This window comes from Streptomyces sp. V4I2, assembly GCF_030817655.1.
In the GTDB taxonomy this organism is placed as follows: domain Bacteria; phylum Actinomycetota; class Actinomycetes; order Streptomycetales; family Streptomycetaceae; genus Streptomyces; species Streptomyces plumbiresistens.
Map to the genome: position 1 here is coordinate 2,387,865 of NZ_JAUSZM010000003.1, position 21,574 is coordinate 2,409,438.

A 21,574-nucleotide genomic window follows, 5' to 3' on the forward strand; every position below is an offset into this window, starting at 1 on the left:
TCGCCCTACCGGTGCGAGGTGAACTCCACGACCTGCTGGAACGTCGGCCGGTTCTGCCAGCTGATGTTGCCGTGTTTGATGCCGCCCAGTGTGCGCTGGACGATCGAGTCGGCGCACCACTGGTTGCCCGCCGAGCACAGGTCGTCACCGGGGTAGACCTGGGCCGCGGTCCTGCCGGCCGCCTCCTTCAGCGTGCTGACGAGGACGTCCCAGCAGGCGGCGAGGCTGCCGCCACCGCAGTACTTCCGTGCGAGCGGCCCCTGGACCGACTCGCCCAGCACGGCCCGGATGTCCTTGTCGACATAGCTCCACCAGCCGTACTGGAAGGCGCTGCCCGCGTGCGCGCCGGTCGGGCCGTGGGCGGCCGACGGGGTCTCGTCGACGGGCAGGTTGGCGGTGAAGGCCGTGTACAGGTCGCTGCCGAGGCCCGGTTCGAACTCGGCCTTCACCAGCAGCGGCCACCACGCGTCCAGGATGCGGATCGCCTCGGCGTCGGCGTACGTCTTCGAACCGGCCGTCGTCTCCGTGCGCTTGGCGCCCGCCGTCACCCACGCCTGGAGCCTGCTCACCGCCGCCGCGGCCGTCGAGTCGGTCACCGGCGAGCTGGTGACCACCTTCAGGAGGTCCGGCAGCACGTCCTCCGCCCTCAGGTCGGCGAGCCCGGCGTCCGCCATCGCCTTCACCAGCGAGGCCCGGGTGACCCCGCCCGCGGCGACCAGTCTCTTCACCCGGTCGTCGAGGAGATTGCCGCGGTGCACCGAACCGTCGCCCCAGGAGGCGGTCGTGTAGTCCTTGGCCTGCTTGTTGTTCCAGGAGATGTAGTAGTCCTGGTCGATCGAGTTCGGGTGGGCCGAGGCCGGCGTGTACTGCGCCGTGTTCGTCGTCGGGTCCCAGTTCCGCCACTCGTACGCCGGCTGCGCCCACACCGGGAACTCGGCATCGACGCCGGTGGCCCGCACCGGGTTGTCGCCGCTGTTGTAGTACGCGGTGTGCTCGGAGTCGGCGTAGAACCAGTTGAAGGTGTAGTTGATGTGCTGCGCCGCGCTCTGGAAGGTCTCCGGGCCGTCGACGTAGTCCGGGTCGTTCAGCATCTGGAAGCCGATGATGGAGTCGGCCTCATGCATGAAGGACGAGCGCAGGGTGGTGTAGGCGACCTTCTTGCCGCCCACGGTCGCGCGGTACTCCACGGGGCCGTACTTCGTCCGCCACACCCGCATCGTGTACGAGCCGGCCGCGGTGCCGTCGGCCGTGGTCGGGGTCCAGGCGTTCTTCCGCTCGATCTTCTCCATCGCCGTGCAGGTGCCGCGGTACAGGTAGTGGTAGTCGTCCTGGCACAGCTCGACGGCGTAGGAGTCGATGATGTCCTGGCCCGAGGTGGTGGCACTCCACGCGTAGTCCTGGCCGCGGCCGAGCTCGACGTACATGCCCAGGCCCGCGAAGGAGGCGCCGCGGGCGCTGAGGCCGGGGCCCTGGATCTCCTGGAGCATGAGCAGCTGCGGCGCGAAGTAGCCGGTCTGCGGTCCGAAGACGGCGACCGGGTTGCCGCTCGCCGTGTGCTCGCCGCTCACCACGAGGGCGTTGGACATGCCGCGCTTTGCCGAGGTGACGGCGGTCCTCGCGGCCGTGGTGGAGGCGCCGGTGGCGCTCGACGTGGCCGCGCTGCCCGTACGGTCGTACACCAGCTGCTCCGTGGCCACCGAGCCGGCGTCGGGCAGGGCCTCGCCCTGCGGGTCGGCGGGCGCGGAGGCGTAGGGGAAGCTGCCGTCGTGGAGGGTCAGGACCGCCTCGGGGTCGTTGCGCTCGCGGAAGGACTCCCAGACCTTGGTGCCCTCGCTCACGCCGTACTTCTGCTGGGCGGCGAGCAGCGACAGCGCGTTGTTCACCTCGCCGCCGCCCCCGGAGCCGAAGAGCGCGCCGATCACGGAGGCCAGCGCGACCAGGTCGGTGGGCTTGAAGCGGTCGATCGTGCCGGCGTTGGTGGCGGAGTCCTTGTGACCGGTCAGGACGTACTCGCCGGGGAAGTAGCGGCCGCTGTCGGAGGCGTCGATGTAGGCATTGATGCCTGCGACGTAGGCGTTCACGTCGGCGAGGGCCTGTTGCCCGCGGGCTCCGTTGGTGGCGACCGCGTTGTCGATCTGCGCCTGGAGATCGGCCTCGGTGTACGGGGCGGTGCGCCAGAACTGCTGCTCCAGGCCCTGGTTGGACGGGTCGCCGCCGGCGAAGGGAGTCAGCTGACCGCGCCCGACGTGACGGAAGACATCCATGAGCCACAGCCGATCCTCAGCCGCCGCATAGCCCGCTCCGAACTCCGTGCCGTATCTGGTGGTACCGGTGATGTGCGGTACGCCCGTCTTCTTGTCGCGGACGATCGTCACGTCGCTGCGACCGGCGGGCTTGAGTGTGGAGGCGACTTGATCGGCAGGGACCCCGAAAGACGCCTCGTTGAAGAAGGTGTTGATCGTGGCGTCGGTGAGCGCGGGATAGCCCTTCGCCAGGTTGGCGTACGGGCCGAGTTGGTCCTCGGCGTGCGCGGGCTGGGAGCCGAAGGCCTGGTTGAGCAGGATCTGCGCGAGGGTGGCGTTGCCGTTCTGGCCGGGCGGCAGGATGTCGGAACACCGGCCCCCGCAGTGGTCGTTCGCCACCGCGGCCGCCACGGTCTCGGTGTCCGCCGCCGCGGCCGCTTGGGAAAGCGGGGACAAAAGACCGGCAATCAGGACGCATACGGAGGCGGACTTCAGGAACCCGGGGAATCTGCCGGGAGTTCTCAGTCTGTCGAGTGCGGTGCGTGAGGTGCGCCGAGGCATGAGAGCTCCTACCGACGGGGGTGGGCCGGACGTTACCGCCGGTATCCCCGGGATTGAAGATGAACATGCGTCACTTTTCGGAGTCGGTGGCATCGCTTATGGGGGTCATCGGAAATTGGATGGAGCCGAATCGCTTGTCGATACGTCTATTCGGCAACGTCGTGCGAAGTCCACGCGAAGTCCGTACGACGACGCCGAAGTGACCGAAGTACAGGTGCAGGTGTGACGGAGGTGCAGGGCGATGGCCGGTTTCCGGAGTTTGGCGAGACAGGTGCGCGATCCGCGATGCGATCTGGCGCTCCGGCGTTATTCGCTGCGCAAGTGCCTTGAGCGGTTCGCCCCTTACGGCCACAGGGCGACCTGGGACCATTTGTGCTCGCGAGCCGGGTTCGGTCCCGAGGACCGGTCCCCCGACCCAGCGCGGCTCGTGGCCGCACTGGAGGAGCTGGAAGAGGCGCGTTCGGTCTGGCTGGCCTACGAGGCCGGATTCGCCGAGCGACGCAAGAAGGAGAAGCACGACGGGCTGCGCAGGCCCGGCACCGTGGACGACTGGCACCGCCTGACCTGGGGCGGCTTCGGAGTCGCCTGGTGCGACGACCCACGGGTCCACCCGCACGAACCGCTGGCGGAGGTGCTGCGCCGGCTGATCTCCGCGCTGGAGCGGGAGCCGGGCGCGGAATGCCCGGTGTGCGGCGGGGAGCGCCTCGTCTGGAAGTACGAACTGGACCACGAACCCTCTACGGGTCCGGTCTGCACGGACTGCGGAATTCTCGTACCGCGTCCCGTGCTCACACCCGAGGCCCTGGCGGACGCCAGGCGCGGACGGTTGCTCGTGTCGGCCTGACCCGACTGACCCGACTGACCCGACTGACCGCAGCGAACCTAGGAACCGTGCGTGCGGGGGTGCGCCGGGGATGCCGTACCCCCTGCTTTGTCAGTGGTGGCTGGCACCATCGAGTCATGGTGCAGGTGTGTGTGAACGGGCCCCGCGGGGCCGCCGACGGTGCGATGGTGCCGCGCACGCCGCAGGCGCTGGCCGAGTCCGCGGCCGAGGCCGTCGCGGCCGGTGCCACGGACGTGCATGTCCATCCCAAGACGCCGTGCGGGCAGGACAGTCTGTCGCCGCGCGTGATCGCGGCGACGTTGGAGGCGATCCGTGCGCGGGTGTCGGTGCCGGTCGGTGTGACCACGGGCGCCTGGGCTGAGCCCGATCCAGCGGCCCGGCTGGAGCGAGTCCGGAGCTGGACCGTGCTGCCCGACCACGCCTCGGTCAACTGGCACGAACCGGGCGCCGAGGAGGTGGCCGCCGCGCTGATGGACCTCGGCGTGGGCGTCGAAGCCGGCATCTGGTCGGGTACGGACGGGGCCGCGCGGTTCGCCGTCTCGCCGCTCGGCCCGAAGGTGCTGCGGGTGCTGGCGGAGGTGACGGACCCGGCGTCCGAGACCGCCGAGGACACCGCGCGTGCACTCCTGACCGACCTCGGTTCCGCGCACGGCCGCCCGGTGCTGCTGCACGGCGAGGACGGCGGCGCGTGGCCGGTGCTGCGGCTGGCCGGACGCCTCGGCCTCGCGACCCGCATAGGCCTGGAGGACACGCTGACCCTTCCCGACGGGCAACGGGCCCTGTCCAACGCTCAGTTGGTGGCGAAGGGGCTGGTCGAGTACGGATGGGACCGGCCAGGTCGGGTGTCGCCGTCCGCCGAAGGCCGGGACCCTACCAGGCGATAATCCGCTCGCTCCAGCGCTTTCGCGTCCGGACATTGGGAGGCGATGAGACACCCCTGAGGAACCCGAGGAGTCCCGATGTCGACGCTGCGCGTCACCGCCGAAGTGCTGACCGTCCACGACCATCCCAACGCCGACGCGCTCGAACTGGCGCAGGTCGGTCTGTACCGGGCCGTCGTCGCCAAGGGCGCCTACCGCACCGGCGAGGCCGCCGTGTACATCCCCGAGCAGTCCGTGCTCCCGGCCGGGCTGATCGAGGAGTTGGGGCTGACCGGGCGTCTGGCGGGCGGCAACCAGGACCGGGTCAAGGCGGTGCGGCTGCGCGGTGAGCTCTCGCAGGGGATCGTGTGCCGGCCGGAGGCGCTGACGGACGTCGACCTGCTGCGGGCGGCGAAAGACGGGACCGACTTCGCCGAGCGGCTCGGGATCACCAAGTGGGTGCCGCCGGTGCCGACGTCGATGAGCGGGGACGTCGAGTCCGCACCCGGCCTGCTGCCCTGGGTCGACATCGAGAACATCCAGCGGTACCCGGACATCTTCGCGCCCGGCGAGCCGGTGGTACTGACCGAGAAGCTGCACGGATCGGCCTGCCTGCTGACGTATGCCGCCGACGGGGAACGGGTGTACGTCTCCTCCAAGGGGTTCGGTGCGAAGTCGCTGGCCCTGAAGGAGAATCCGCGGAACCTCTACTGGCGTGCGGTGCGGGGGCACGGGGTCGCCGAGGTGGCTGCGCGGGTCGCGGAGCGGCTGAGGGCTCGGCGGGTCGGTGTGTTCGGTGAGGTGTACGGAGCGGGCGTGCAGGACCTGACCTACGGCGCGGACGGGCGGCGGGACACGCTGGGATACGCCGTGTTCGACGTGTCCGTGGAGGTCGGCGGGGCCGTGCGGTGGCTCGACGCGGGGGAAGTGGTCGAACTGGTCGACGGTGAGCTGCCGTTGGTGCCGCGGGTGTTCGAAGGGCCGTACGACATCGCTCGGGTGCTGGAGGCCGCGAGCGGTCGGGAGACCGTGTCCGGGCGGGGGCTGCATCTGCGGGAGGGGGTGGTGATACGGCCGGTCCGCGAGCGGTACAGCCCGGTACCCGGGGGGCGGGCTGTCGCGAAGGCGGTGAGCCCGGCGTATCTGACACGTAAGGGGGGCACCGAGTTCGAGTGACCCGGGGTGTGAGGTGCGAGGGCCGGTGCGGGCGGGGGCGGGTGCGCTCACCCGCGGCGACGGGGTGCCGCTGCGCCCACCCGTGCCGCCCCAACGGCACGCCTGCCCGCAGCCGCGGCGGCGCGGGAGGATGCCTGCACCTGAGCGGAGGGGCGAACCTGCGGGTACGGCAGCGCGGTCAAGCCGACGACTGGGGCAACGCGTCAAGCCGACAGCTGGGGCGGCACGCTCAGGCCGACAGCTGGGGCGGCACGGTCTAGCCGCCGGGTGGGGCAGCGCGTCGAAGCCGACAGCTGGGGCGGCACGCTCATGCCCGCACTGAGGCGTGCGATCAAACCCACAGCCACGGCAGTGTGCACAGGCCCGGGCCACGGCAGCACGGTCGGTGCCCTAGGTGTTCTGTCCCGGGAGGTTGTGGACGGTGAGGCAGGTCTCAGCTGAGGGATCTTGAACAGGTGAGGGCCTTTCGAGTTCGGTGTGGATTGCGACGTCGACACCGACCGAAAGGCCCTCGTGTCCCACCGTAATGCACCCCTGACCGAGACCGGACGACTGCGCCTGGCCCGTTGCGTGGTCGAGGACGGCTGGCCCCTGCGCCGGGCTGCCGAACGCTTCCAGGTCTCGCCGACCACCGCCCAGCGCTGGGCCGACCGCTACCGGACGTTCGGCGAAGCAGGCATGAGCGACCTCTCCAGCCGCCCGCGTACCAGCCCGCGCAGGACGCCGACCCGCACCGAGCGGCGCATCATCAAGGTCCGTGTCCTGCGCCGCTGGGGACCGGCCCGCATCGCGCACCTGCTGCACCTGGTGCCCTCGACCGTTCACCGTGTGCTGACCCGCTACGGCCTGGCCCGCCTCACCCACCTGGACCGGGCCACCGGCCGCGTCATACGCCGCTACGAACGTGAACGTCCCGGCGAGCTGGTGCACGTCGACATCAAGAAGCTCGGCAACATCCCCGACGGCGGCGGACACAAAGTGCTGGGCCGCCAAGCAGGACGCAAGAACCGCCCGAACGCCGGCTACAGCTACCTCCACACCGCCGTCGACGACCACTCCCGACTGGCCTACAGCGAGATCCACGCGGATGAGAAGAAGGAGACCGCCACCGGCTTCTGGACCCGTGCCCAGGCGTTCTTCACCCAGGCCGGCATCACGGTCGAACGGGTCCTGACCGACAACGGCTCCTGCTACCGCTCACGAGACTGGCGCGACCTGCTCACCGCAGCCGGGGTCACCCACAAGCGCACCCGGCCCTACCGGCCGCAGACCAACGGGAAGGTCGAACGCTTCAACCGCACCCTGCTCGACGAGTGGGCCTACGCCCGCCCCTACCACTCAGAGACCGAACGACGCCAAGCGTTCCCCGACTGGCTGCACACCTACAATCACCACCGCGGACACACCGCGCTGAAAGGCCAACCACCCGCCAGCCGCGTCCCCAACCTCTCAGGGCAATACACCTAGGCCACGACCGTACAGACAGCCCCGGCCACCGCCGCGCGTACACACTCGCGGCCACGACGGCGGGCGCCCACCCCTGGCCACGACGCGCCTTGCGAGCCCAGCCACGACCGCGCCCTCCGAGCCCGGCCCACGACCGCGCAGACGGCCCTGGCCGCAGCAGCGCAGACCGCCGGCCTCGGCAGCGCGAACAGCGTCGGCCACCACGGCGCGGACGGACCCGCCGCTACGCCTGTCGGTCCCTCCGCTGCTCGACCAGCAGTCTCGAACCCGTCAGCCGTTCGCCGAACACGTCGTCCGGGTTGGACAGGACGCAGGTGTCCAGGGAGAGGCAGCCGCAGCCGATGCAGTCGGTCAAGTGGTCGCGGAGGCGGTTCAGCTGCTTGATGCGCTCGTCGAGTTCGGAGCGCCAGGCCTCGGAGAGGCGGGCCCAGTCCTCGTGGGTGGGGGTGCGTTCCTCGGGGAGCTCGGCGAGGGCCTCGCGGATCGTGGCGAGCGGGATGCCGACGCGCTGGGCGGCGCGGACGAAGGCGACCCGGCGCAGGGCGTCACGGGAGTAGCGGCGTTGGTTGCCCGCGGTGCGGCGGCTGCTGATCAGGCCCTTGGACTCGTAGAAGTGCAGGGCGGAGACGGCGGCGCCGCTGCGGGCGGCGAGCTGGCCGACCGTGAGCTCATGGATCTTCTCGTGAATCTGGGGCACTCCTCGAAGCCTACCCACCCCGTCCTCGCGCCGGTCCGTTGACATGGGATGCGCGGCCGACCATGCTAAGCAGTCGCTTAGACATCACACGAGAGGCCGGGACATGGCAGAGCCGAGGATCTTCGCGTCCGTCGACGACCTGAAGGGGGCGGTGGGCGAGCAGCTGGGGTACACCGACTGGCTGGAGATCGACCAGAAGCGGATCGACCTGTTCGCGGAGGCCACCGGTGATCACCAGTGGATCCACGTCGATCCGGAGCGCGCCGCCTCGGGGCCGTTCGGGACGACCATCGCGCACGGGTACCTGACCCTGTCCCTGCTCCCGCTCTTCGGGCCCCAGCTGATCAAGGTCGAGGGCGTGAAGATGGGCGTCAACTACGGATCGAACAAGGTCCGTTTCCCCGCCCCGGTCCCGGTCGGCTCCCGGCTGCGCTCGACCGCCACGATCACCGGCGTCGACGATGTGCAGGGCGGGGTCCAGGTGACCGTCGCCTTCACCGTGGAGCGCGAGGGCGGGGACAAGCCGGTGTGCGTCGCGGAGTCCGTGTCCCGGTACTACCTCTGACGCACCGCCGACAACCGCCGGGCTTACTTCGCCCCCACCATCCGCAGCACGAGGTCGGCGTAGAGCGCGCCGACCTCCTCGGGTGTGCGGGGGCCCTTGACGTTGAACCAGCGGGCCACGTCGATGCACAGGGAGAGCACGGCGAGCGTGGTCCCCTGGACGTCCAGGACGTCGAACTCGCCCGCCGCCACACCGTCCTCGATGATGCCTCGCACCTCGGCGTCGCACTGCCGGCGCAGGGCGAGGATCTCGGCGCGGGCGTCCGGGCCGAGGGAGTCGAGTTCGTACTGCACGACCCGCGCGGTGGTACGACCGCCCGCGTGCCAGCGGACGAAGGAGCTGACCGCGTCGGCGAGCCGCTCGGCCGCGCTGCCCTCGCCCGCGGCCGCCACGCGCAGGATCTCCACGGCCTTCTCGTGGCCGATCCTGCTGATGCGATGGAGGAGTTCTTCCTTGGTCTTGTAGTGGATGTAGAGCGCGGCCGGGCTCATGCCCGCGCGGCCCGCGATGTCACGGGTCGTCGTGGCGTGGTAGCCGCGCTCGGCGAAGGCCTCCACCGCGGCGACGAGCAGCCGCCGGGCCGCGTCGGGCGTGACCTCGCCCCACGCCGACGTCTCGCCGCCGGCCGTCTCCTCCGCCGTATTCATCACTGGCCCCTCTCGACTGGCACGACCCACACCATACCGCCGAAGGTGAGCGGGCGCTTAGCGTGGCCGCTCAGCGCTGCGCGAAACGGGTTCAGAGCTTCTCGAACGGGTTGTACGCCCCGCTCGCCGCCTCTTGGCGGTCCCGGATCACCTTGGACAGGGTGAAGGTGGAGGTCACCAGGTACAGGACGGCGATCGCGAGGAAGCCGCGCACCCAGGCGTCGCCCTGAAGGTTGTAGATGCCGATGCCGGTGGCCGCCATGGCCACGGAGAAGGACGCGACGGCCTGCCCGTAGAACGCGGCCGTGTTCTGCTGCTTGCCCTGTGTGTCACTCATGGGGACAAGGATCGGCGGACGTGGCCCGCGCCACATCCGCCGAAGTACTCAGAGAACGTACTCAGAAGTCCTCGGAAGCGCTCGGAAGACCTCAGAACGCCGAAACCCCCGTCAGCGCCCGCCCGATCACCAGCTTCTGGATCTGACTGGTGCCCTCGTACAGGGTCATCACGCGGGCGTCCCGCAGCAGCTTGCCCGCCGGGTACTCGTCGATGTAGCCGTAGCCGCCGAAGACCTGGAGGGCGTTGTTCGCGGCGCGGACGGCCGCCTCCGAGGCGAAGAGCTTGGCCTTGGAGGACTCGGTGGCGAAGGGCAGGCCGCGGTCGATCAGGTCGGCGACCCGCCAGGTCAGCAGGCGGGCGGCGTCCACGTCGACGGCGATGTCGCTGATCAGTTCCTGGACGAGCTGGTGGTGGGCGATGGTCCTGCCGAACTGCTCGCGCTCGCCCGCGTACCGGACGGCCACGTCCAGCGCGGCCTGGGCGATGCCGACGCAGCCCGCCGCCACCGACATCCGGCCCTTGGCCAGGGCCGACATGGCGACGGAGAATCCCTTGCCTTCTTCGCCCAACATGGCGGAGGCAGGCACCCGTACGTCCTCGAGGACCAGCTCCGCGGTCGCCTGGCCGCGCAGGCCCAGCTTGCCGTGGATGGCGCGGCGGGTCAGGCCGGGGGTGTCGGTCGGCACGAGGAAGGCGGAGACGCCCTTGTGGCCGGGGGCGTCGGTGGAGCGGGCGAACAGGAGCACGACGTCGGCCCAGGTGCCGTTCGTGATGAACATCTTGGTGCCGTTGATGACGTAGTCGTCGCCGTCGCGCACCGCGCGCGTGGCGAGGTTGCCGGCGTCGGACCCGGTGCCCGGTTCGGTGAGGCCGAAGCAGCCGACGTACGCGCCGGAGGTGAGGCCCGGCAGCCACCGCCGCTTCTGCTCTTCGCTCCCCCGGGCGGCGACGGTCTTGGCAACCAGCCCCAGCGAGACGGAGACGATCCCGCGCACGGACGAGTCACCGCGGCCGAGTTCCTCCGTGACCAGGCAGTACGCGAGATGGTCGCCACCCGAGCCGCCGTACTCCTCGTCGATGGTCAGCCCCAGGAAGCCGACCTCCCCGAGCTTCTTGACGATCGACCTGTCGACCTCCTCGGCGCGGTCCCAGGCGATGACGTGAGGGGCGATCTCGCGGTCCACGAAGTCCCGGGCCAGCCGCCGGACCGCGGTCTGCTCCTCGCTGAGCTCAAGGTTCATGACGTGTCACCCCACTGTGAAAGCTGCACCTTCAGCAGCACCGTCAGCAGCACCTTCAGCAGCACCTTTAAATTAGCACTGCTAGTTTACGGGCGCAGCCCTACTATGTGCGCCATGGCCCGACCGCGCAAGCCCCTCCTGAGCACCGACCGGATCGTCGCGACCGCCCGGGTGCTCGTGGACGCGGAGGGCCTGGCGGCCGTCTCCACGCGCCGGCTCGCCGCCGAGCTGGGGGTCAGCGGGCCCTCGCTCTACAACCACTTCCGCACCAAGGACGAGATCCTGGAGGCGGTCGCCGACTCGGTGAGCGCGCAGGTCGACCTGTCGATGTTCGAGGACGGGCGGGACTGGCGGACCTCGCTGCACGACTGGGCGGTCTCCTACCGGGCCGCCCTGCGCGACCATCCGAACATCGTCCCGGTGCTGGCCCGCGGCCCCGGCCGCCGCCCGGCCGGGCTCCGTCTCGCCGACGCCGTCTACGGCGCGATGGTCGAGGCGGGCTGGCCACCGGCACAGGCCACCTCCATCGGCGCGCTGATGCGGTACTTCGTCATGGGCTCCGCGCTCGGTTCCTTCGCCGGGGGTTTCGTGGACGACGCGAGCGCGTACGACCCCGCCGACTACCCGCACCTCGGGCAGGCCCACCTCCTCGCCGAACAGCAGGAGAAGATCGACGAGCGGGCCTTCGAGACCGGGCTGACCGCGCTGCTGGACGGGCTGGTGCAGCAGTACGAGCAGGTCAGGCGGGCGTCGTAGGAAACTTCGGTGCGCGCCGAACCGTCCGTGTCCCATGCTGGATCGCATGACCACGAAGGACCCACGGGCGCACCCGCTGGCCCGTCTCGCCGGCCTCGTCGCCGACGAGACCCGGGCCGCCTGTCTGCTCGCGCTGCTCGACGGGCGGGCCTGGACCGCCGGTGAGCTGGCGCGGCACGCGGGCGTCGCCGCGTCGACCCTGAGCGAACACCTGGGCAAGCTCGTCGCGGGCGGGCTGCTCACCGAGGAACGTCAGGGGCGGCACCGGTACGTACGGCTGGCCGACGCGCGGGTCGCCCAGCTGGTGGAGGACCTCGCCGCACAGGTCGCTCCGGGCGGTGACGCCGTACGGCCCCGGAACCTGCGCGAGTCCACCGCCGGGTCGGCGATGGCCCGCGGCCGCACCTGCTACGACCACCTCGCGGGACGGCTCGGCATCGCGGTCACCGACGCCCTGACCGCACGCGAACTGCTCCGCCAGGACACCGGGTTCGCACTGACGGACGCGGGCGTCGGCTGGTTCGACGCCGCCGGGATCCGCCTCGACCGTTCGAGCCGTCGCCCGCTGGCCCGTGCCTGCCTCGACTGGACGGAACGCCGGCCTCATCTCGCGGGCGTGGCGGGTGCGGCGCTGTGCCGGCACGCCCTCGACGCGGGCTGGTGTGTGCGTATCGGGTCGGAGCGGGCGGTGAAGGTCACGGCGACCGGGGAGAGGATTCTGTCGGAGCTGCTGGGGATCCCGGCGGGTGCGCTGCGCTGAGCTTGGGCGGGCGGATACGGGTGGGGGGTTCGGTGATGTGCCGGGTGCGAGTGCGTGGGTGGCTGGTCGCGCAGTTCCCCGCGCCCCTGGGGGTTGCAGCGGACGCCACCGCGACAGGCGCCGAACTCATACCCAGCGGCACACTGCGCCGATCGGCCCCAGCCTCTGCGTCCGAAATCCGCGAGACCTTGCCCCACTCCCCTCCTAGTCTCTGGAGCATGATGAACGCCTTCCCTGCCCGCCCCGTCCGTCGCGCAGAGCTGCTCGCCGCCGGCGCCGCCACCGTCACCGTGGTGTTGTGGGCCTCCGCGTTCGTGTCGATCCGCAGTGCGGGGGCCGAGTACTCGCCGGGTGCCCTGGCGCTCGGGCGGTTGCTCGCGGGGGCGCTGACGCTGGGGGTGATCTGTCTCGTACGGCGGGAGGGGCTGCCGCCACGCTCGGCGTGGCGGGGGATCGCGATATCCGGGGTGTTGTGGTTCGGGTTCTACATGGTGGCCCTGAACTGGGGCGAGCAGCAGGTGGACGCCGGTACGGCGGCCCTGGTCGTGAACATCGGGCCGATCCTGATCGCCCTGCTCGGCGCGCGGTTTCTGGGCGACGCCATGCCGCCTCGGCTGCTGGCGGGGATGGCGGTGTCGTTCGCGGGCGCGGTCACGGTCGGGCTGTCGATGTCGGGCGGCGGCGGGTCGTCGTTGCTCGGTGTGGTGCTGTGCCTGCTCGCCGCGGTCGGCTACGCGGCCGGTGTCGTGGCGCAGAAGCCCGCCCTCGGCCGGGCGAGCGTGTTGCAGGTGACGACGTTCGGGTGCCTGGTCGGGGCCGTGGTGTGTCTGCCGTTCGCCGGTCAGCTCGTCGAGGAGGCCGCCGACGCGCCGGTCTCGGCGACCCTCAACATGGTCTACCTGGGCGTGTTCCCGACCGCGCTGGCCTTCACGACGTGGGCGTACGCCCTGTCCCGTACGACCGCGAGCCGCATGGGCGCGACCACGTACGCCGTGCCCGCCCTGGTCGTCCTGATGTCGTGGGTGGCGCTCGGCGAGGTGCCGGGGCTGCTCACGCTGGCGGGCGGCCTGCTGTGCCTGGCCGGGGTCGCGGTGTCGCGCTCGCGCACGCGGAAGGCCGCGGCTCCGGGAGCGGTTCCGGAGCCGCGGCCCGAGAAGGCGGCGGGGCCGTCAGCGTGAACGGGCCCGGTCCGCGAGGACCTTGATGGAGAACAGCGCGATGACCGCGAGCCCGATGATGTAGCCGGACACCGCCATCGAGGTACCCGTGGCCTCCAGGAGCAGCACCATCAGGAAGGGCGCGAGCCCGCCGCCGAACACCGCCGCGATCTGGTAGCCGAGGGAGGCGCCCGTGTAGCGCATCTCGGCGGTGAACAGCTCGGCGAACAGGGCGGCCTGGGGGCCGTACATGATGCTGAGGAAGCAGCTGGCGACGAAGGTGCCGACCGCGAGCCACAGCAGCGAGCCGGTGTCGACCAGCAGGAACATCGGTACGGCCCACAGCCCGATGCCGGCCGCGCCGAACGCGTAGATCCGGATGCGGCCGACGCGGTCGGAGAGCGCCGCGGAGGCGGGGATCAGCACCAGCTGGGTGAGGCTGACGCAGAGCGAGACGGTGAGCACCGCGCCGCGCTTCATGTCGAGTTCGCGGGTCGTGTAGTCGAGGACGCCGGTGATGATGATGTAGAACGTCGCGGTGTTCACGGCGAAGGAGCCACCGGCCAGGAGCACCGTGCCGAGGTGGCCGCGCAGGATCGTGCGCAGCGGGGAGTTCCGCTCGGCCTTCTCCTTCTGCGTCAACGCCTTCTCGGCCTCCCGGAACGCGGGAGTCTCCTCGACCTTGGTGTGGATGTACCAGGCCAGGACGAGCACGAACAGGCCGATGAGGAACGGCACCCGCCAGGCCCACGCGGCGAACTCGCTGTCCGTGGTGAACGCGCCGGCCAGCAGGAAGACCGAGTTGGCCGTCACCACGCCGATGGGGACGCCGAGCTGGACGACGCTGCCGTAGACACCGCGCTTGCCCTCGGGGGCGTACTCGGTGGCCAGCAGCATGGCGCCGCCCCACTGCGCGCCGACCGCGACGCCCTGGAGGACGCGCAGGGCGACCAGCAGGATCGGGGCGGCGACGCCGATGGTGTCGTACGTGGGGAGCAGGCCGATGCCGGTGGTGGCGAGGCCCATGAGCGTGAGGGCGAGGACCAGCATCGGCTTGCGGCCGCGCTTGTCGCCGAGGTGGCCGGCGACGATGCCGCCGAGCGGGCGGGCGAGGAAGCCGACCGCGAAGGTGGCGAAGGAGGCGAGGACTCCGGCGCTGGAGCTGCCCGCCGGGAAGTACAGGTCTCCGAGGACGAGGGCGGCGGCTATGCCGAAGACGAAGTAGTCGTACCACTCGACGGCGGAGGCGAGCGCCGCCGCGGTGGCCACGCGGCGGTGGCCGGCCTTGGGGAGGGCCGTGGTGGGGAGGGGGTGAGCGGGTGGTGCGGTGTCCATGTGTGCACACTCCGGTGGGTGCGGTGGGGACGTTCCCGGGAACATACTGACCGGACGGTATGGGGTCAACGGGTGTGCACGAAGGTTGCCCGGAGCACCCGAGGGGCCCCGGGCGACCCACAGGCCTCAGAACACGACCAGCGCCCTGCCGCCCTTGCCCGCCAGCATGTTCTCGAACGCGCCGGGATGCCTTCCAGGCCGATCCGTTCGGTCACCAGCGCGCCCAGGTCCAGGCGGCCCGCCCGGACGTGTCCGGCGAGCACCGGCAGGTCCCGGGCCGGGTCGGAGTTGCCGTAGACGCAGCCCGCGAGGGTCCGGCCCCAGTGGAAGAGCTCCAGGGCGTTGAAGGTGACCTGCTGGTCCCTTGCCGCCGATGCCGACGACCGTCGTACGGCCGCCGCGGCGGGTGGAGTCCCAGGCCGTGCGGATCGTGGCCACGCGGCCGACGCACTCGACGGCCACGTCGACGCCCTGCCTGCCGGTGAGGGCGCGGATCCCGCGGGCGGTGGTGTCGGAGGCGACGAGGTAGTCGGTGGCGCCGGCGCCCCGCGCCAGTTCTTCCTTCGCAGTTCGCCGGCACCACCGTCTCCTCGGCGAAGGCGGCGACGTTCAGGCCGGGGTGGAGGTCGCTGCCGTCGGACGCGCGACGGGCGTACACCTCGGCGGCCCCGTTGAGGGCGTTGGCGCACAGCCAGACCTCGCCGAGCGAACAGGCGTGGCAACTGCCGCAGGAAGGAACTCAGTTGAGGACGAGGCCGTCGCCAGGGGCAGCACGGGGCACATTCACCCGATCGGGTAGCGCCCGGTTGGATCAGCTGGCGGCGCCTCGACCGTTCGGGCTGGTGTCGTTGCCGCGACCCGCAAGACCGGATACGGCGTCAGCGTGCGGGGCCCCTGCTCCGCCAGAGGATGGTTCAGGGCCTCTCCGCCGCCCCTGGCCGTAGCCACTATCGCGGGCCGTGAGGGAACCTGCCGGTCCGGGACTGGACCACGGACACGATCCGTGTCGCCGCCCAGGCTCGAAAGCGGGGGACCAGTGCGCCCAAGACCGTTCGGGGCGTGCCGGTATGCAGGCCTGACTACGCGTACCGCCCAGGAACGGTTGATGCGGCCGCCGTTGATGCGGCCATTTGGTAAGTGGCGGGCGTCCGACCAGGCCTCGGCGCCCGCCAAACCCCGCCCGCGAGGCCGTAGACCGTGCCGTTGGCGATGCGCAGGGCGTCCTCCTCGTCCTCGTAGCGGAGGATGGACAGGACCGGGCCGAAGATCTCCTCCTGCGCGATGGTCATGTCGGAGGTGACGTCGGCGAAGACGGTCGGGCTGACGAAGTACCCCTGTTCGCGCGGGGATTCGGGACCGCCCGCGACCAGCCGCGCGCCCTCCGCCACACCCTTGTCGATGTAATTCCGCACGCGTTCCCGCTGCTTGGCGTTGACGACCGGGCCGATGCGGTCGCCGTACTTCGCGGCGGCCGCGGCGGCCAGCTCGACCGCCTCGTCGTACCGCTCCCGGTGCACCAGCATCCGCGTCCAGGCGCTGCACGTCTGGCCGGAGTTGGACATGACGTTGGCGACGCCGACGTTGACCGCCCTGGCCAGGTCGGCGCTCGGGAGGATGACGTTGGCGGACTTGCCGCCCAGTTCGAGGGCGACCTTCTTCACGGCGGCGCTCGCCGTCGCGCCGATCTGCCTGCCGACGGCGGTGGAGCCGGTGAAGGAGACCAGGTCGACGCCCGGATGCTCGGCGAGGGCCTGTCCGGCGACCGGGCCGAGGCCGGTGACCAGGTTGAAGACACCCGCCGGCACGCCGGCCTCATGGACCGCCTCGGCGAAGAGCTGGGCGACGAGCGGGGTGTCCTCTGCGGGCTTCACGACCACCGTGCAGCCCGCCGCCAGCGCCGGGGCGACCTTGGCGACGATCTGGTGCAGGGGGTAGTTCCACGGCGTGATCGCGCCGATCACGCCGACGGGCTCGTGGAAGACGGTCGAGTTGCCGACCTTCTCCTCGAAGGCGTACGTCGCCGCCAGCTCGGCGTAGGAACCGGCGACGGCGATCGGTACGGCCGCGTGGACGGCCTGGGAGAACTTCAGGGGCGAGCCGAGTTCGGCGGTGACCGTCTCGGCGATCTCGTCCTTGCGGGCCGCGAGGACGTCCCGGAGGGCGGCCAGGCGCGCTGCCCGCTCGGCGGGGCCGGTCGCGGCCCAGGCCGGGAGGGCGGCGCGGGCGGCCCGTACGGCGGCGTCGACGTCCACGGCGGTCCCCGCCGGGACCCGTGCCGACGACCCGCTCGTCGACCGGGTTCACGACCTCGATCACGTCCGGGCCGGCGGCGGGGCGCCACTCGCCGTCGATGTACATGCCGTCGTGTGCCTTCATCGTGCGTCCTCCCGGGCGGGCTGCGTCGTCCGCCCCATAAACTAGCGGCGTTAGTTTTCTGGCCCCAGACGTCTCCGGGGACCAACCGGGCACCCAGACATCACAAGCCGCCCCGCACCCGCTCGCCCACCCTCGCCACGACCTCCCGCCCGAAACCCTTCTCGTACGCCCACCGGATCCTCTCGGTCTTCCCCCCGTCCCCCGCCGCCCGCCTCACTCCTCCAGATCGGGCAGCCGCGCCGGGGCCGGGGAAATGCGCTCGCCGTGCTGGTCGAAGACGAACAGGTGGGCGATGTCGACGAGGAGGGGGACGTGCATGCCCCGGCGGAGGTCGATGTCGGGAGTGGTGCGCACGACGAGGTCGCCGGGGAGGCGGCCGTCGGCCGGGGCGGGTTCGGGGGCGGGGTCCGTCGGGTCGTCCAGGACCACCACCGGGCCGGCGCGCAGGGCGCCCGCCCGCTCCCGGAAGCGGTTCAGGACCGTGCCCTCGCGGCGGCGGCGCCGGTCCGTGGGGGCGGTGGGGCGTGGGGCCTCCAGCTCCGGTACGAGGGCGGGGCGGGAGCCGGTGTTGAAGTGGACGAGGACCTCGTGGCCCTGGAACTCCACGTGTTCCACGAGGCCGCTGATCGCCACCTCGCCGGGGCGGGCGTCGGCCGGTTTGGCGAGGCGGACGGCCTCCGAGCGCAGGCCGACGATGACCTCGCGGCCCTGCTGGACGCGGAGCAACTGGTGGTCCAGGCAGAGGGGTTCGGGCAGCCGCAGGTACTGCTTGCCGAGGCTGATGGTCATCGCGCCGTCCAGCGGGGCGCGGACCAGGCCGCGCAGCAGGTTGATCCGCGGGGTGCCGATGAAGGCGGCGACGAAGACGTTGCGCGGCAGGGCGTACACCGAGCGCGGGGTGCCTACCTGCTGGAGGACGCCGCCGCGCATGACGGCCACCCGGTCGCCGAGCGACATGGCCTCGGCCTGGTCGTGGGTGACGTAGACCGTGGTGACGCCCAACTGGCGGGTGAGGGCGGCTATTTCGGCCCGCAGGTGGTTGCGGAGCTTCGCGTCCAGGTTGGACAGCGGTTCGTCCATCAGGAAGGCGGAGGGGTGGCGGGCGATCGCCCGGCCCATGGCGACGCGCTGGCGTTCGCCGCCGGAGAGCTGGCCGGGGAGGCGGTCGAGGAGGTCCTCGATGCCCAGCATGCGGGCGGTGGCGTCCACCCGCGGGCTCGGGTCCTCGCCGGGTGCCTCGATGCGCAGCGGGAAGCCGATGTTGCCGCGGCTCGTCATGTTCGGGTAGAGGGCGAAGTTCTGGAACACCATCGCCATGCGCCGGTCGGCGGGGAGCAGGTCGTTGGCGTACTCGCCGTCGAGCAGCAGTTGCCCCTCGGTGATCTCCTCCAGGCCGGCGATCATTCTGAGCACCGTGGACTTGCCGCAGCCCGAGGGGCCGAGCAGCACGAGGAACTCGCCGGGCGCGATGTCCAGCGACAGCCGGTCCACCACGCGGACGCCTCGCGTGTAGGTCTTGCTCACGTCGTGCAGAGAGATGGCGCGTGTCATGGCAGTGCCCCCGGGGGCTCACTTGGGCGCTGGTGCTCCGCGGTCGGATGTCCCGTGCGGGTCGTACGGGCTTGTGAGTCACGGAAGTTAACGGACCATGCCCGGCCGGGGGAAGAGAAGGGGCCGGATCGGGCGCTCCCGTCCAGTCGGTGAGAAAGCGGACGGCCGGATTCAGGAGTGCGGGCGGCCCTGCCGGGTTCGCGGACCTGGGTGAGGTGGGCGAAGACGACGACGTTGCCCGAGTAGCCGGTCCTGCGTTCGTAGGTGCCACCGCAGGTGATCAGCCGGAGCTCGGGGCGGCCCCGGGCGCCGCACACCTCCCGGTCGGGGAAGTCCTTCTTCTCGTACTTCTTGATGGCGTCGACGGTGTAGACGGCGGTCCGTCCGTCGGCGCGCCTGATCTCGACGGTGCGGCCGGGATTCAGTTCGGCGAGGCCCGCGAAGACGGCGGGGCCGGTGTCGGTGTCGAGGTGGCCGACGGCGACGGCGATCCCCTGCTCGCCGGGCGTCGGTCCGCCGTCGTACCAGCCCACCAGGTTCGGACGGTCGTCCGGCGGTGCGGGCAGGCGCCGCTCGCGGTCGAGGCGGAGGGCCATGACCGGGGCGTCGACGCTCAGGTACGGGATGACCAGCCGGGTCGCGCGGGAGCGGGGCAGGGAGCGCTGCGGCGACGGTGCCGGGGGGCGGCGGACGGACTTGGGCCGTGGTGCCGGCCGGCGGGGCTGCGCCGCCCGCGCGTCGGCCCGCGCCCCGGGCGGCCGCGATTTCGGCCTGCTCGCAGCGCTGCCCGCCCTGGGCGGCTCGTGCCGGGCACGGCCGGTGGCGGCCCCGGGTGGTGCGGACTTCGCCGCCGCGGCCCCGGGCCGCGGCGGCTTCGCCCGGGCCGCGTCGACGGCCGGTCGCGGTCGCTGCGGCCTCGCCGTCCTGGCGTCGGCTCGGCCCTCGGGCGGCTCGCGGCGAGCGCCGGGCGCGCCGCCGGCGCCGAACGGCTCGGGGCGGCCCCCGTGCAGTCCGGTGCCGGTCGCGCGCCCCTGCTGTGACACCGCGGGCACTTCGGCGGGGGCGACCGGGGCAGCGGTGGCGGCCGCCCCGGCGGGCGCCTCGTCGACGTGCCGGGCCCACCAGACGCCGCCCACCACCAGGGAGACGGTCAGTACGGCCGTCCTCGCCAGGCGGTAGGCGCGCGCCCGGTACCAGGGCCTGCGGGTCCGTCTACGCGGCGCCATGCGAGCGGCGACGGAGCCGGAACCAGGCCACCCCGCCGACGGCGGCCAGGCCCACGGCGGCCGCACCGGCGACCGGGGTGAAGGCGTCGGCGCGGGCGAGGCCGCCGCCGCCGGCGGGCGGACCACCGTTCGGGACGCCGGCGGCGGACTGGTCCTTGCACTCGACGGTGAACACCTTGGTCTTGCCCGCGCCGGCCGCGCCGGCCGCGCCGACGATGTTCCAGGTGAGCTTGTACATGCCGTCGGGCAGCGACACGATCTCGCTGCTGCCCGTGCCGTCCGGGAGGTTGAGGAGACCGTCGCGGGTCGCGCCGCCCGGCACCAGAGGCTGCGTCACGATTGACCATCTGACGGTCTGGTTGACGTCGAACCCGTTGGCGTCCAGGTAGAACTTGCAGACCTTCGACTCGTCCTTCGGGTCACCGGGGGGCGTCGTGCGGGTCGCCTCCACGCAGTTGATCTGACTCTCTTTCACATCCGCGCCGCGGATGGTGGGAGCAGCGCCCTGCGTCCCGTCAGACATCCCTCTTCCGGTCCAGTGGGACCCCCGCTCTGCGGGGCTCGGGGTCCGGAGCCCGTCCTCCGGCCGGCCCGCCCGGCGAAGGGGACCGCAGCGCCACCCCCGAGGACACCAGCAGCAGCGCGCCGAGCATCACGAACGGCGCCGCCACGCCCGCGACCCCGGCGATCAGGCCGGCCGCGGCGGGCGCGGCGACCTGGCCGAGGCGGTTGCCGGTCAGACGCAGGGCGAGGGCGGTGGAGCGGGCGCCGTCGGGGGCGGCCTGGACGACCGTCGTCATGGACAGCGGCTGGCCCACGCCGAGGCAGAAGCCGAGGGCCGCGAGGATCACGGCCAGGCCCCACACCGGCACCGGCAGCGCGATGCCGGCGCACAGCACCGCCGCCAGCAGACAGGTGACGGTGAGCAGCAGCGCCCGGCCCAACAGCCGCAGCAGCGGCGTCAGTACCAGGCGGCAGGCGATCGTGGCCGCGGCCCGCAGGCTGAGCAGGAGGCCGATCACGGAGGGGGCGATGCCCCGGTGTTCGCCGACCACCGGGAGGTAGGCGGTGAGGATGTCGGTCGCGGAGAGCACGGAGAGGCTGATGAAGATGCCGGCGGGTACGCCCCGGGCGCGCAGGATGCGCTGGACGGGGACGCGGTCGCCCTGTCCCGTACGGGACTTGACCGTCGTACGGTCCTCTATGCGCCACAGCGACGTGAACGCGACCGCGGCTCCCGCGCCCGCGACGACCAGGGCGAGCGCGCTGGTGCCCGCCATGTCCCGGCCGCCGATCAGGGCGCCCGCCGCGATCGGGCCGACCAGCTGGCCGAGGGAGGCGCCGATGGTGAAGTGGCCGAAGTTGCGGTCCTGTTCGTGCGGGGCGGACTGGCGGGCCACCAGCGACTGGGCGCCGATCACGAAGCAGAGGTGACCGAGGCCCATCACCCCGCTCCAGACCGCCATGGCCCAGAGGGAGTTGGCGATGCCGCTGAGTGCGCAGCCGCCGGATATCAGGACCACCCCGGCCGGCAGCAGGGGCGCGCAGCGGCCGTGGTCGGTGCGTCGGCCCAGCGGTACCGCGACGAAGAGCGGGAGCAGGGCGTACACGCCCGCGATGACGCCGATCGCCCGCTCGTCCGCGCCCAGCGCGAGGGCCCGGTAGGACACGGCGGGCCGGGCCATCGACACCGCCCCCTGCGCGAAGCTGAAGGCGATGACGAGGCGGAGCAGCCAGCCGCGGTTCGCACCGGGCCTCACGGTCGTTTCCTCC

18 protein-coding genes and 2 pseudogenes are annotated in these 21,574 nt (G+C 71.9%); 8 read left to right on the forward strand and 12 right to left on the reverse strand.

Features of this window, described 5'->3' with window-relative positions; genetic code table 11:
• Window positions 1–5: 5 nt before the first annotated feature.
• A complete protein-coding gene (locus tag QFZ76_RS11875; protein ID WP_307673680.1) occupies window positions 6–2,804 on the reverse strand; it encodes a penicillin acylase family protein in 2,799 nt (932 codons plus the stop codon).
• A 241-nt stretch (window positions 2,805–3,045) separates the two neighbouring features.
• On the opposite strand from QFZ76_RS11875, the gene QFZ76_RS11880 reads away from it, so the two are divergent.
• From QFZ76_RS11880 to QFZ76_RS11895, 4 genes are all read left to right on the forward strand, one after another.
• The gene (locus tag QFZ76_RS11880; RefSeq protein ID WP_307673681.1) at window positions 3,046–3,648 is read left to right on the forward strand and encodes a hypothetical protein; all 603 of its coding nucleotides are present in this window, start codon (window positions 3,046–3,048) and stop codon (window positions 3,646–3,648) included.
• Between the two features lie 116 nt (window positions 3,649–3,764).
• Window positions 3,765–4,532 (forward strand): 3-keto-5-aminohexanoate cleavage protein, encoded by a 768-nt coding sequence (locus QFZ76_RS11885; protein WP_307673682.1) that lies wholly within the window; start codon window positions 3,765–3,767, stop codon window positions 4,530–4,532.
• A gap of 75 nt (window positions 4,533–4,607) precedes the next feature.
• On the forward strand, window positions 4,608–5,684 hold the full coding sequence (locus QFZ76_RS11890; RefSeq protein WP_307673683.1) for an RNA ligase (ATP): 1,077 nt from the start codon (window positions 4,608–4,610) through the stop codon (window positions 5,682–5,684).
• A 513-nt stretch (window positions 5,685–6,197) separates the two neighbouring features.
• Window positions 6,198–7,151, forward strand: coding sequence for an IS481 family transposase (locus tag QFZ76_RS11895; protein ID WP_307673684.1), 954 nt, complete (start codon window positions 6,198–6,200; stop codon window positions 7,149–7,151).
• A gap of 223 nt (window positions 7,152–7,374) precedes the next feature.
• On the opposite strand, the gene soxR is transcribed toward QFZ76_RS11895, so the two are convergent.
• Entirely contained in the window at window positions 7,375–7,893 is a 519-nt protein-coding gene (gene soxR, locus QFZ76_RS11900; RefSeq protein ID WP_373464286.1) for a redox-sensitive transcriptional activator SoxR, read from the reverse strand.
• Window positions 7,894–7,951: 58 nt separating this feature from the next.
• Here soxR and QFZ76_RS11905 point away from each other — a divergent pair, with 58 nt between their 5' ends.
• Window positions 7,952–8,413: a MaoC family dehydratase gene (locus QFZ76_RS11905; RefSeq protein WP_307673686.1), complete on the forward strand. Its 462-nt coding sequence runs from the start codon at window positions 7,952–7,954 to the stop codon at window positions 8,411–8,413.
• Window positions 8,414–8,436: 23 nt separating this feature from the next.
• Here QFZ76_RS11905 and QFZ76_RS11910 read toward each other — a convergent pair whose 3' ends face one another.
• The 3 genes from QFZ76_RS11910 to QFZ76_RS11920 all read right to left on the reverse strand — a co-directional run bounded on the left by QFZ76_RS11910 (window position 8,437) and on the right by QFZ76_RS11920 (window position 10,640).
• Window positions 8,437–9,060, reverse strand: coding sequence for a TetR/AcrR family transcriptional regulator (locus QFZ76_RS11910; RefSeq protein ID WP_307673687.1), 624 nt, complete (start codon window positions 9,058–9,060; stop codon window positions 8,437–8,439).
• A 91-nt stretch (window positions 9,061–9,151) separates the two neighbouring features.
• Window positions 9,152–9,397: a YiaA/YiaB family inner membrane protein gene (locus QFZ76_RS11915; RefSeq protein WP_266442325.1), complete on the reverse strand. Its 246-nt coding sequence runs from the start codon at window positions 9,395–9,397 to the stop codon at window positions 9,152–9,154.
• A gap of 91 nt (window positions 9,398–9,488) precedes the next feature.
• Entirely contained in the window at window positions 9,489–10,640 is a 1,152-nt protein-coding gene (locus tag QFZ76_RS11920; protein ID WP_307673688.1) for an acyl-CoA dehydrogenase family protein, read from the reverse strand.
• A gap of 114 nt (window positions 10,641–10,754) precedes the next feature.
• Between QFZ76_RS11920 and QFZ76_RS11925 the strand changes: the two genes are divergently transcribed.
• The 3 genes from QFZ76_RS11925 (at window position 10,755) to QFZ76_RS11935 (ending at window position 13,334) form a co-directional block, all read left to right on the forward strand.
• Complete coding sequence (locus tag QFZ76_RS11925) at window positions 10,755–11,396, forward strand: TetR/AcrR family transcriptional regulator (protein ID WP_307673689.1); 642 nt, start codon at window positions 10,755–10,757, stop codon at window positions 11,394–11,396.
• A 46-nt stretch (window positions 11,397–11,442) separates the two neighbouring features.
• The gene (locus tag QFZ76_RS11930; RefSeq protein ID WP_307673690.1) at window positions 11,443–12,156 is read left to right on the forward strand and encodes a helix-turn-helix transcriptional regulator; all 714 of its coding nucleotides are present in this window, start codon (window positions 11,443–11,445) and stop codon (window positions 12,154–12,156) included.
• 218 nt (window positions 12,157–12,374) lie between these two features.
• Window positions 12,375–13,334: a DMT family transporter gene (locus tag QFZ76_RS11935; RefSeq protein ID WP_373464287.1), complete on the forward strand. Its 960-nt coding sequence runs from the start codon at window positions 12,375–12,377 to the stop codon at window positions 13,332–13,334.
• Here the strand turns inward: QFZ76_RS11935 and QFZ76_RS11940 are convergent.
• The 7 genes and pseudogenes from QFZ76_RS11940 to QFZ76_RS11970 all read right to left on the reverse strand — a co-directional run bounded on the left by QFZ76_RS11940 (window position 13,326) and on the right by QFZ76_RS11970 (window position 21,561).
• Window positions 13,326–14,648: an MFS transporter gene (locus QFZ76_RS11940; protein WP_307673691.1), complete on the reverse strand. Its 1,323-nt coding sequence runs from the start codon at window positions 14,646–14,648 to the stop codon at window positions 13,326–13,328. The genes QFZ76_RS11935 and QFZ76_RS11940 overlap by 9 nt on opposite strands.
• Before the next feature lie 126 nt (window positions 14,649–14,774).
• Window positions 14,775–15,429, reverse strand: a pseudogene (locus tag QFZ76_RS11945) (zinc-binding dehydrogenase); the annotation flags it as partial.
• 320 nt (window positions 15,430–15,749) lie between these two features.
• Window positions 15,750–17,024 (reverse strand): annotated as a pseudogene (locus QFZ76_RS11950) (aldehyde dehydrogenase family protein); the annotation flags it as partial.
• Between the two features lie 213 nt (window positions 17,025–17,237).
• Window positions 17,238–18,575 (reverse strand): ABC transporter ATP-binding protein, encoded by a 1,338-nt coding sequence (locus tag QFZ76_RS11955; protein ID WP_307673692.1) that lies wholly within the window; start codon window positions 18,573–18,575, stop codon window positions 17,238–17,240.
• Window positions 18,572–19,801, reverse strand: coding sequence for a class F sortase (locus tag QFZ76_RS11960; protein ID WP_307673693.1), 1,230 nt, complete (start codon window positions 19,799–19,801; stop codon window positions 18,572–18,574). The genes QFZ76_RS11955 and QFZ76_RS11960 overlap by 4 nt, the downstream gene beginning before the upstream one ends.
• On the reverse strand, window positions 19,788–20,324 hold the full coding sequence (locus QFZ76_RS11965) for a hypothetical protein (RefSeq protein ID WP_307673694.1): 537 nt from the start codon (window positions 20,322–20,324) through the stop codon (window positions 19,788–19,790). The genes QFZ76_RS11960 and QFZ76_RS11965 overlap by 14 nt, the downstream gene beginning before the upstream one ends.
• Window positions 20,317–21,561 (reverse strand): MFS transporter, encoded by a 1,245-nt coding sequence (locus QFZ76_RS11970; RefSeq protein WP_307673695.1) that lies wholly within the window; start codon window positions 21,559–21,561, stop codon window positions 20,317–20,319. The genes QFZ76_RS11965 and QFZ76_RS11970 overlap by 8 nt, the downstream gene beginning before the upstream one ends.
• Window positions 21,562–21,574: the final 13 nt, after the last annotated feature.

What these genes read in the sequence shown, in the direction of transcription:
- QFZ76_RS11880 (WP_307673681.1), top strand. Translation starts at nt 3,046, where the DNA reads ATGGCCGGTTTCCGGAGTTTGGCGAGACAGGTGCGCGATCCGCGATGC.
- QFZ76_RS11935 (WP_373464287.1), top strand. Translation starts at nt 12,375, where the DNA reads ATGATGAACGCCTTCCCTGCCCGCCCCGTCCGTCGCGCAGAGCTGCTC.
- QFZ76_RS11925 (WP_307673689.1), top strand. Translation starts at nt 10,755, where the DNA reads ATGGCCCGACCGCGCAAGCCCCTCCTGAGCACCGACCGGATCGTCGCG.
- QFZ76_RS11960 (WP_307673693.1), bottom strand. Translation starts at nt 19,801, where the DNA reads ATGGCGCCGCGTAGACGGACCCGCAGGCCCTGGTACCGGGCGCGCGCC.
- QFZ76_RS11920 (WP_307673688.1), bottom strand. Translation starts at nt 10,640, where the DNA reads ATGAACCTTGAGCTCAGCGAGGAGCAGACCGCGGTCCGGCGGCTGGCC.
- QFZ76_RS11940 (WP_307673691.1), bottom strand. Translation starts at nt 14,648, where the DNA reads ATGGACACCGCACCACCCGCTCACCCCCTCCCCACCACGGCCCTCCCC.
- QFZ76_RS11930 (WP_307673690.1), top strand. Translation starts at nt 11,443, where the DNA reads ATGACCACGAAGGACCCACGGGCGCACCCGCTGGCCCGTCTCGCCGGC.
- QFZ76_RS11905 (WP_307673686.1), top strand. Translation starts at nt 7,952, where the DNA reads ATGGCAGAGCCGAGGATCTTCGCGTCCGTCGACGACCTGAAGGGGGCG.
- QFZ76_RS11965 (WP_307673694.1), bottom strand. Translation starts at nt 20,324, where the DNA reads ATGTCTGACGGGACGCAGGGCGCTGCTCCCACCATCCGCGGCGCGGAT.
- QFZ76_RS11885 (WP_307673682.1), top strand. Translation starts at nt 3,765, where the DNA reads ATGGTGCAGGTGTGTGTGAACGGGCCCCGCGGGGCCGCCGACGGTGCG.
- QFZ76_RS11875 (WP_307673680.1), bottom strand. Translation starts at nt 2,804, where the DNA reads ATGCCTCGGCGCACCTCACGCACCGCACTCGACAGACTGAGAACTCCC.
- QFZ76_RS11910 (WP_307673687.1), bottom strand. Translation starts at nt 9,060, where the DNA reads ATGAATACGGCGGAGGAGACGGCCGGCGGCGAGACGTCGGCGTGGGGC.
- soxR (WP_373464286.1), bottom strand. Translation starts at nt 7,893, where the DNA reads ATGTCAACGGACCGGCGCGAGGACGGGGTGGGTAGGCTTCGAGGAGTG.
- QFZ76_RS11955 (WP_307673692.1), bottom strand. Translation starts at nt 18,575, where the DNA reads ATGACACGCGCCATCTCTCTGCACGACGTGAGCAAGACCTACACGCGA.
- QFZ76_RS11890 (WP_307673683.1), top strand. Translation starts at nt 4,608, where the DNA reads ATGTCGACGCTGCGCGTCACCGCCGAAGTGCTGACCGTCCACGACCAT.
- QFZ76_RS11915 (WP_266442325.1), bottom strand. Translation starts at nt 9,397, where the DNA reads ATGAGTGACACACAGGGCAAGCAGCAGAACACGGCCGCGTTCTACGGG.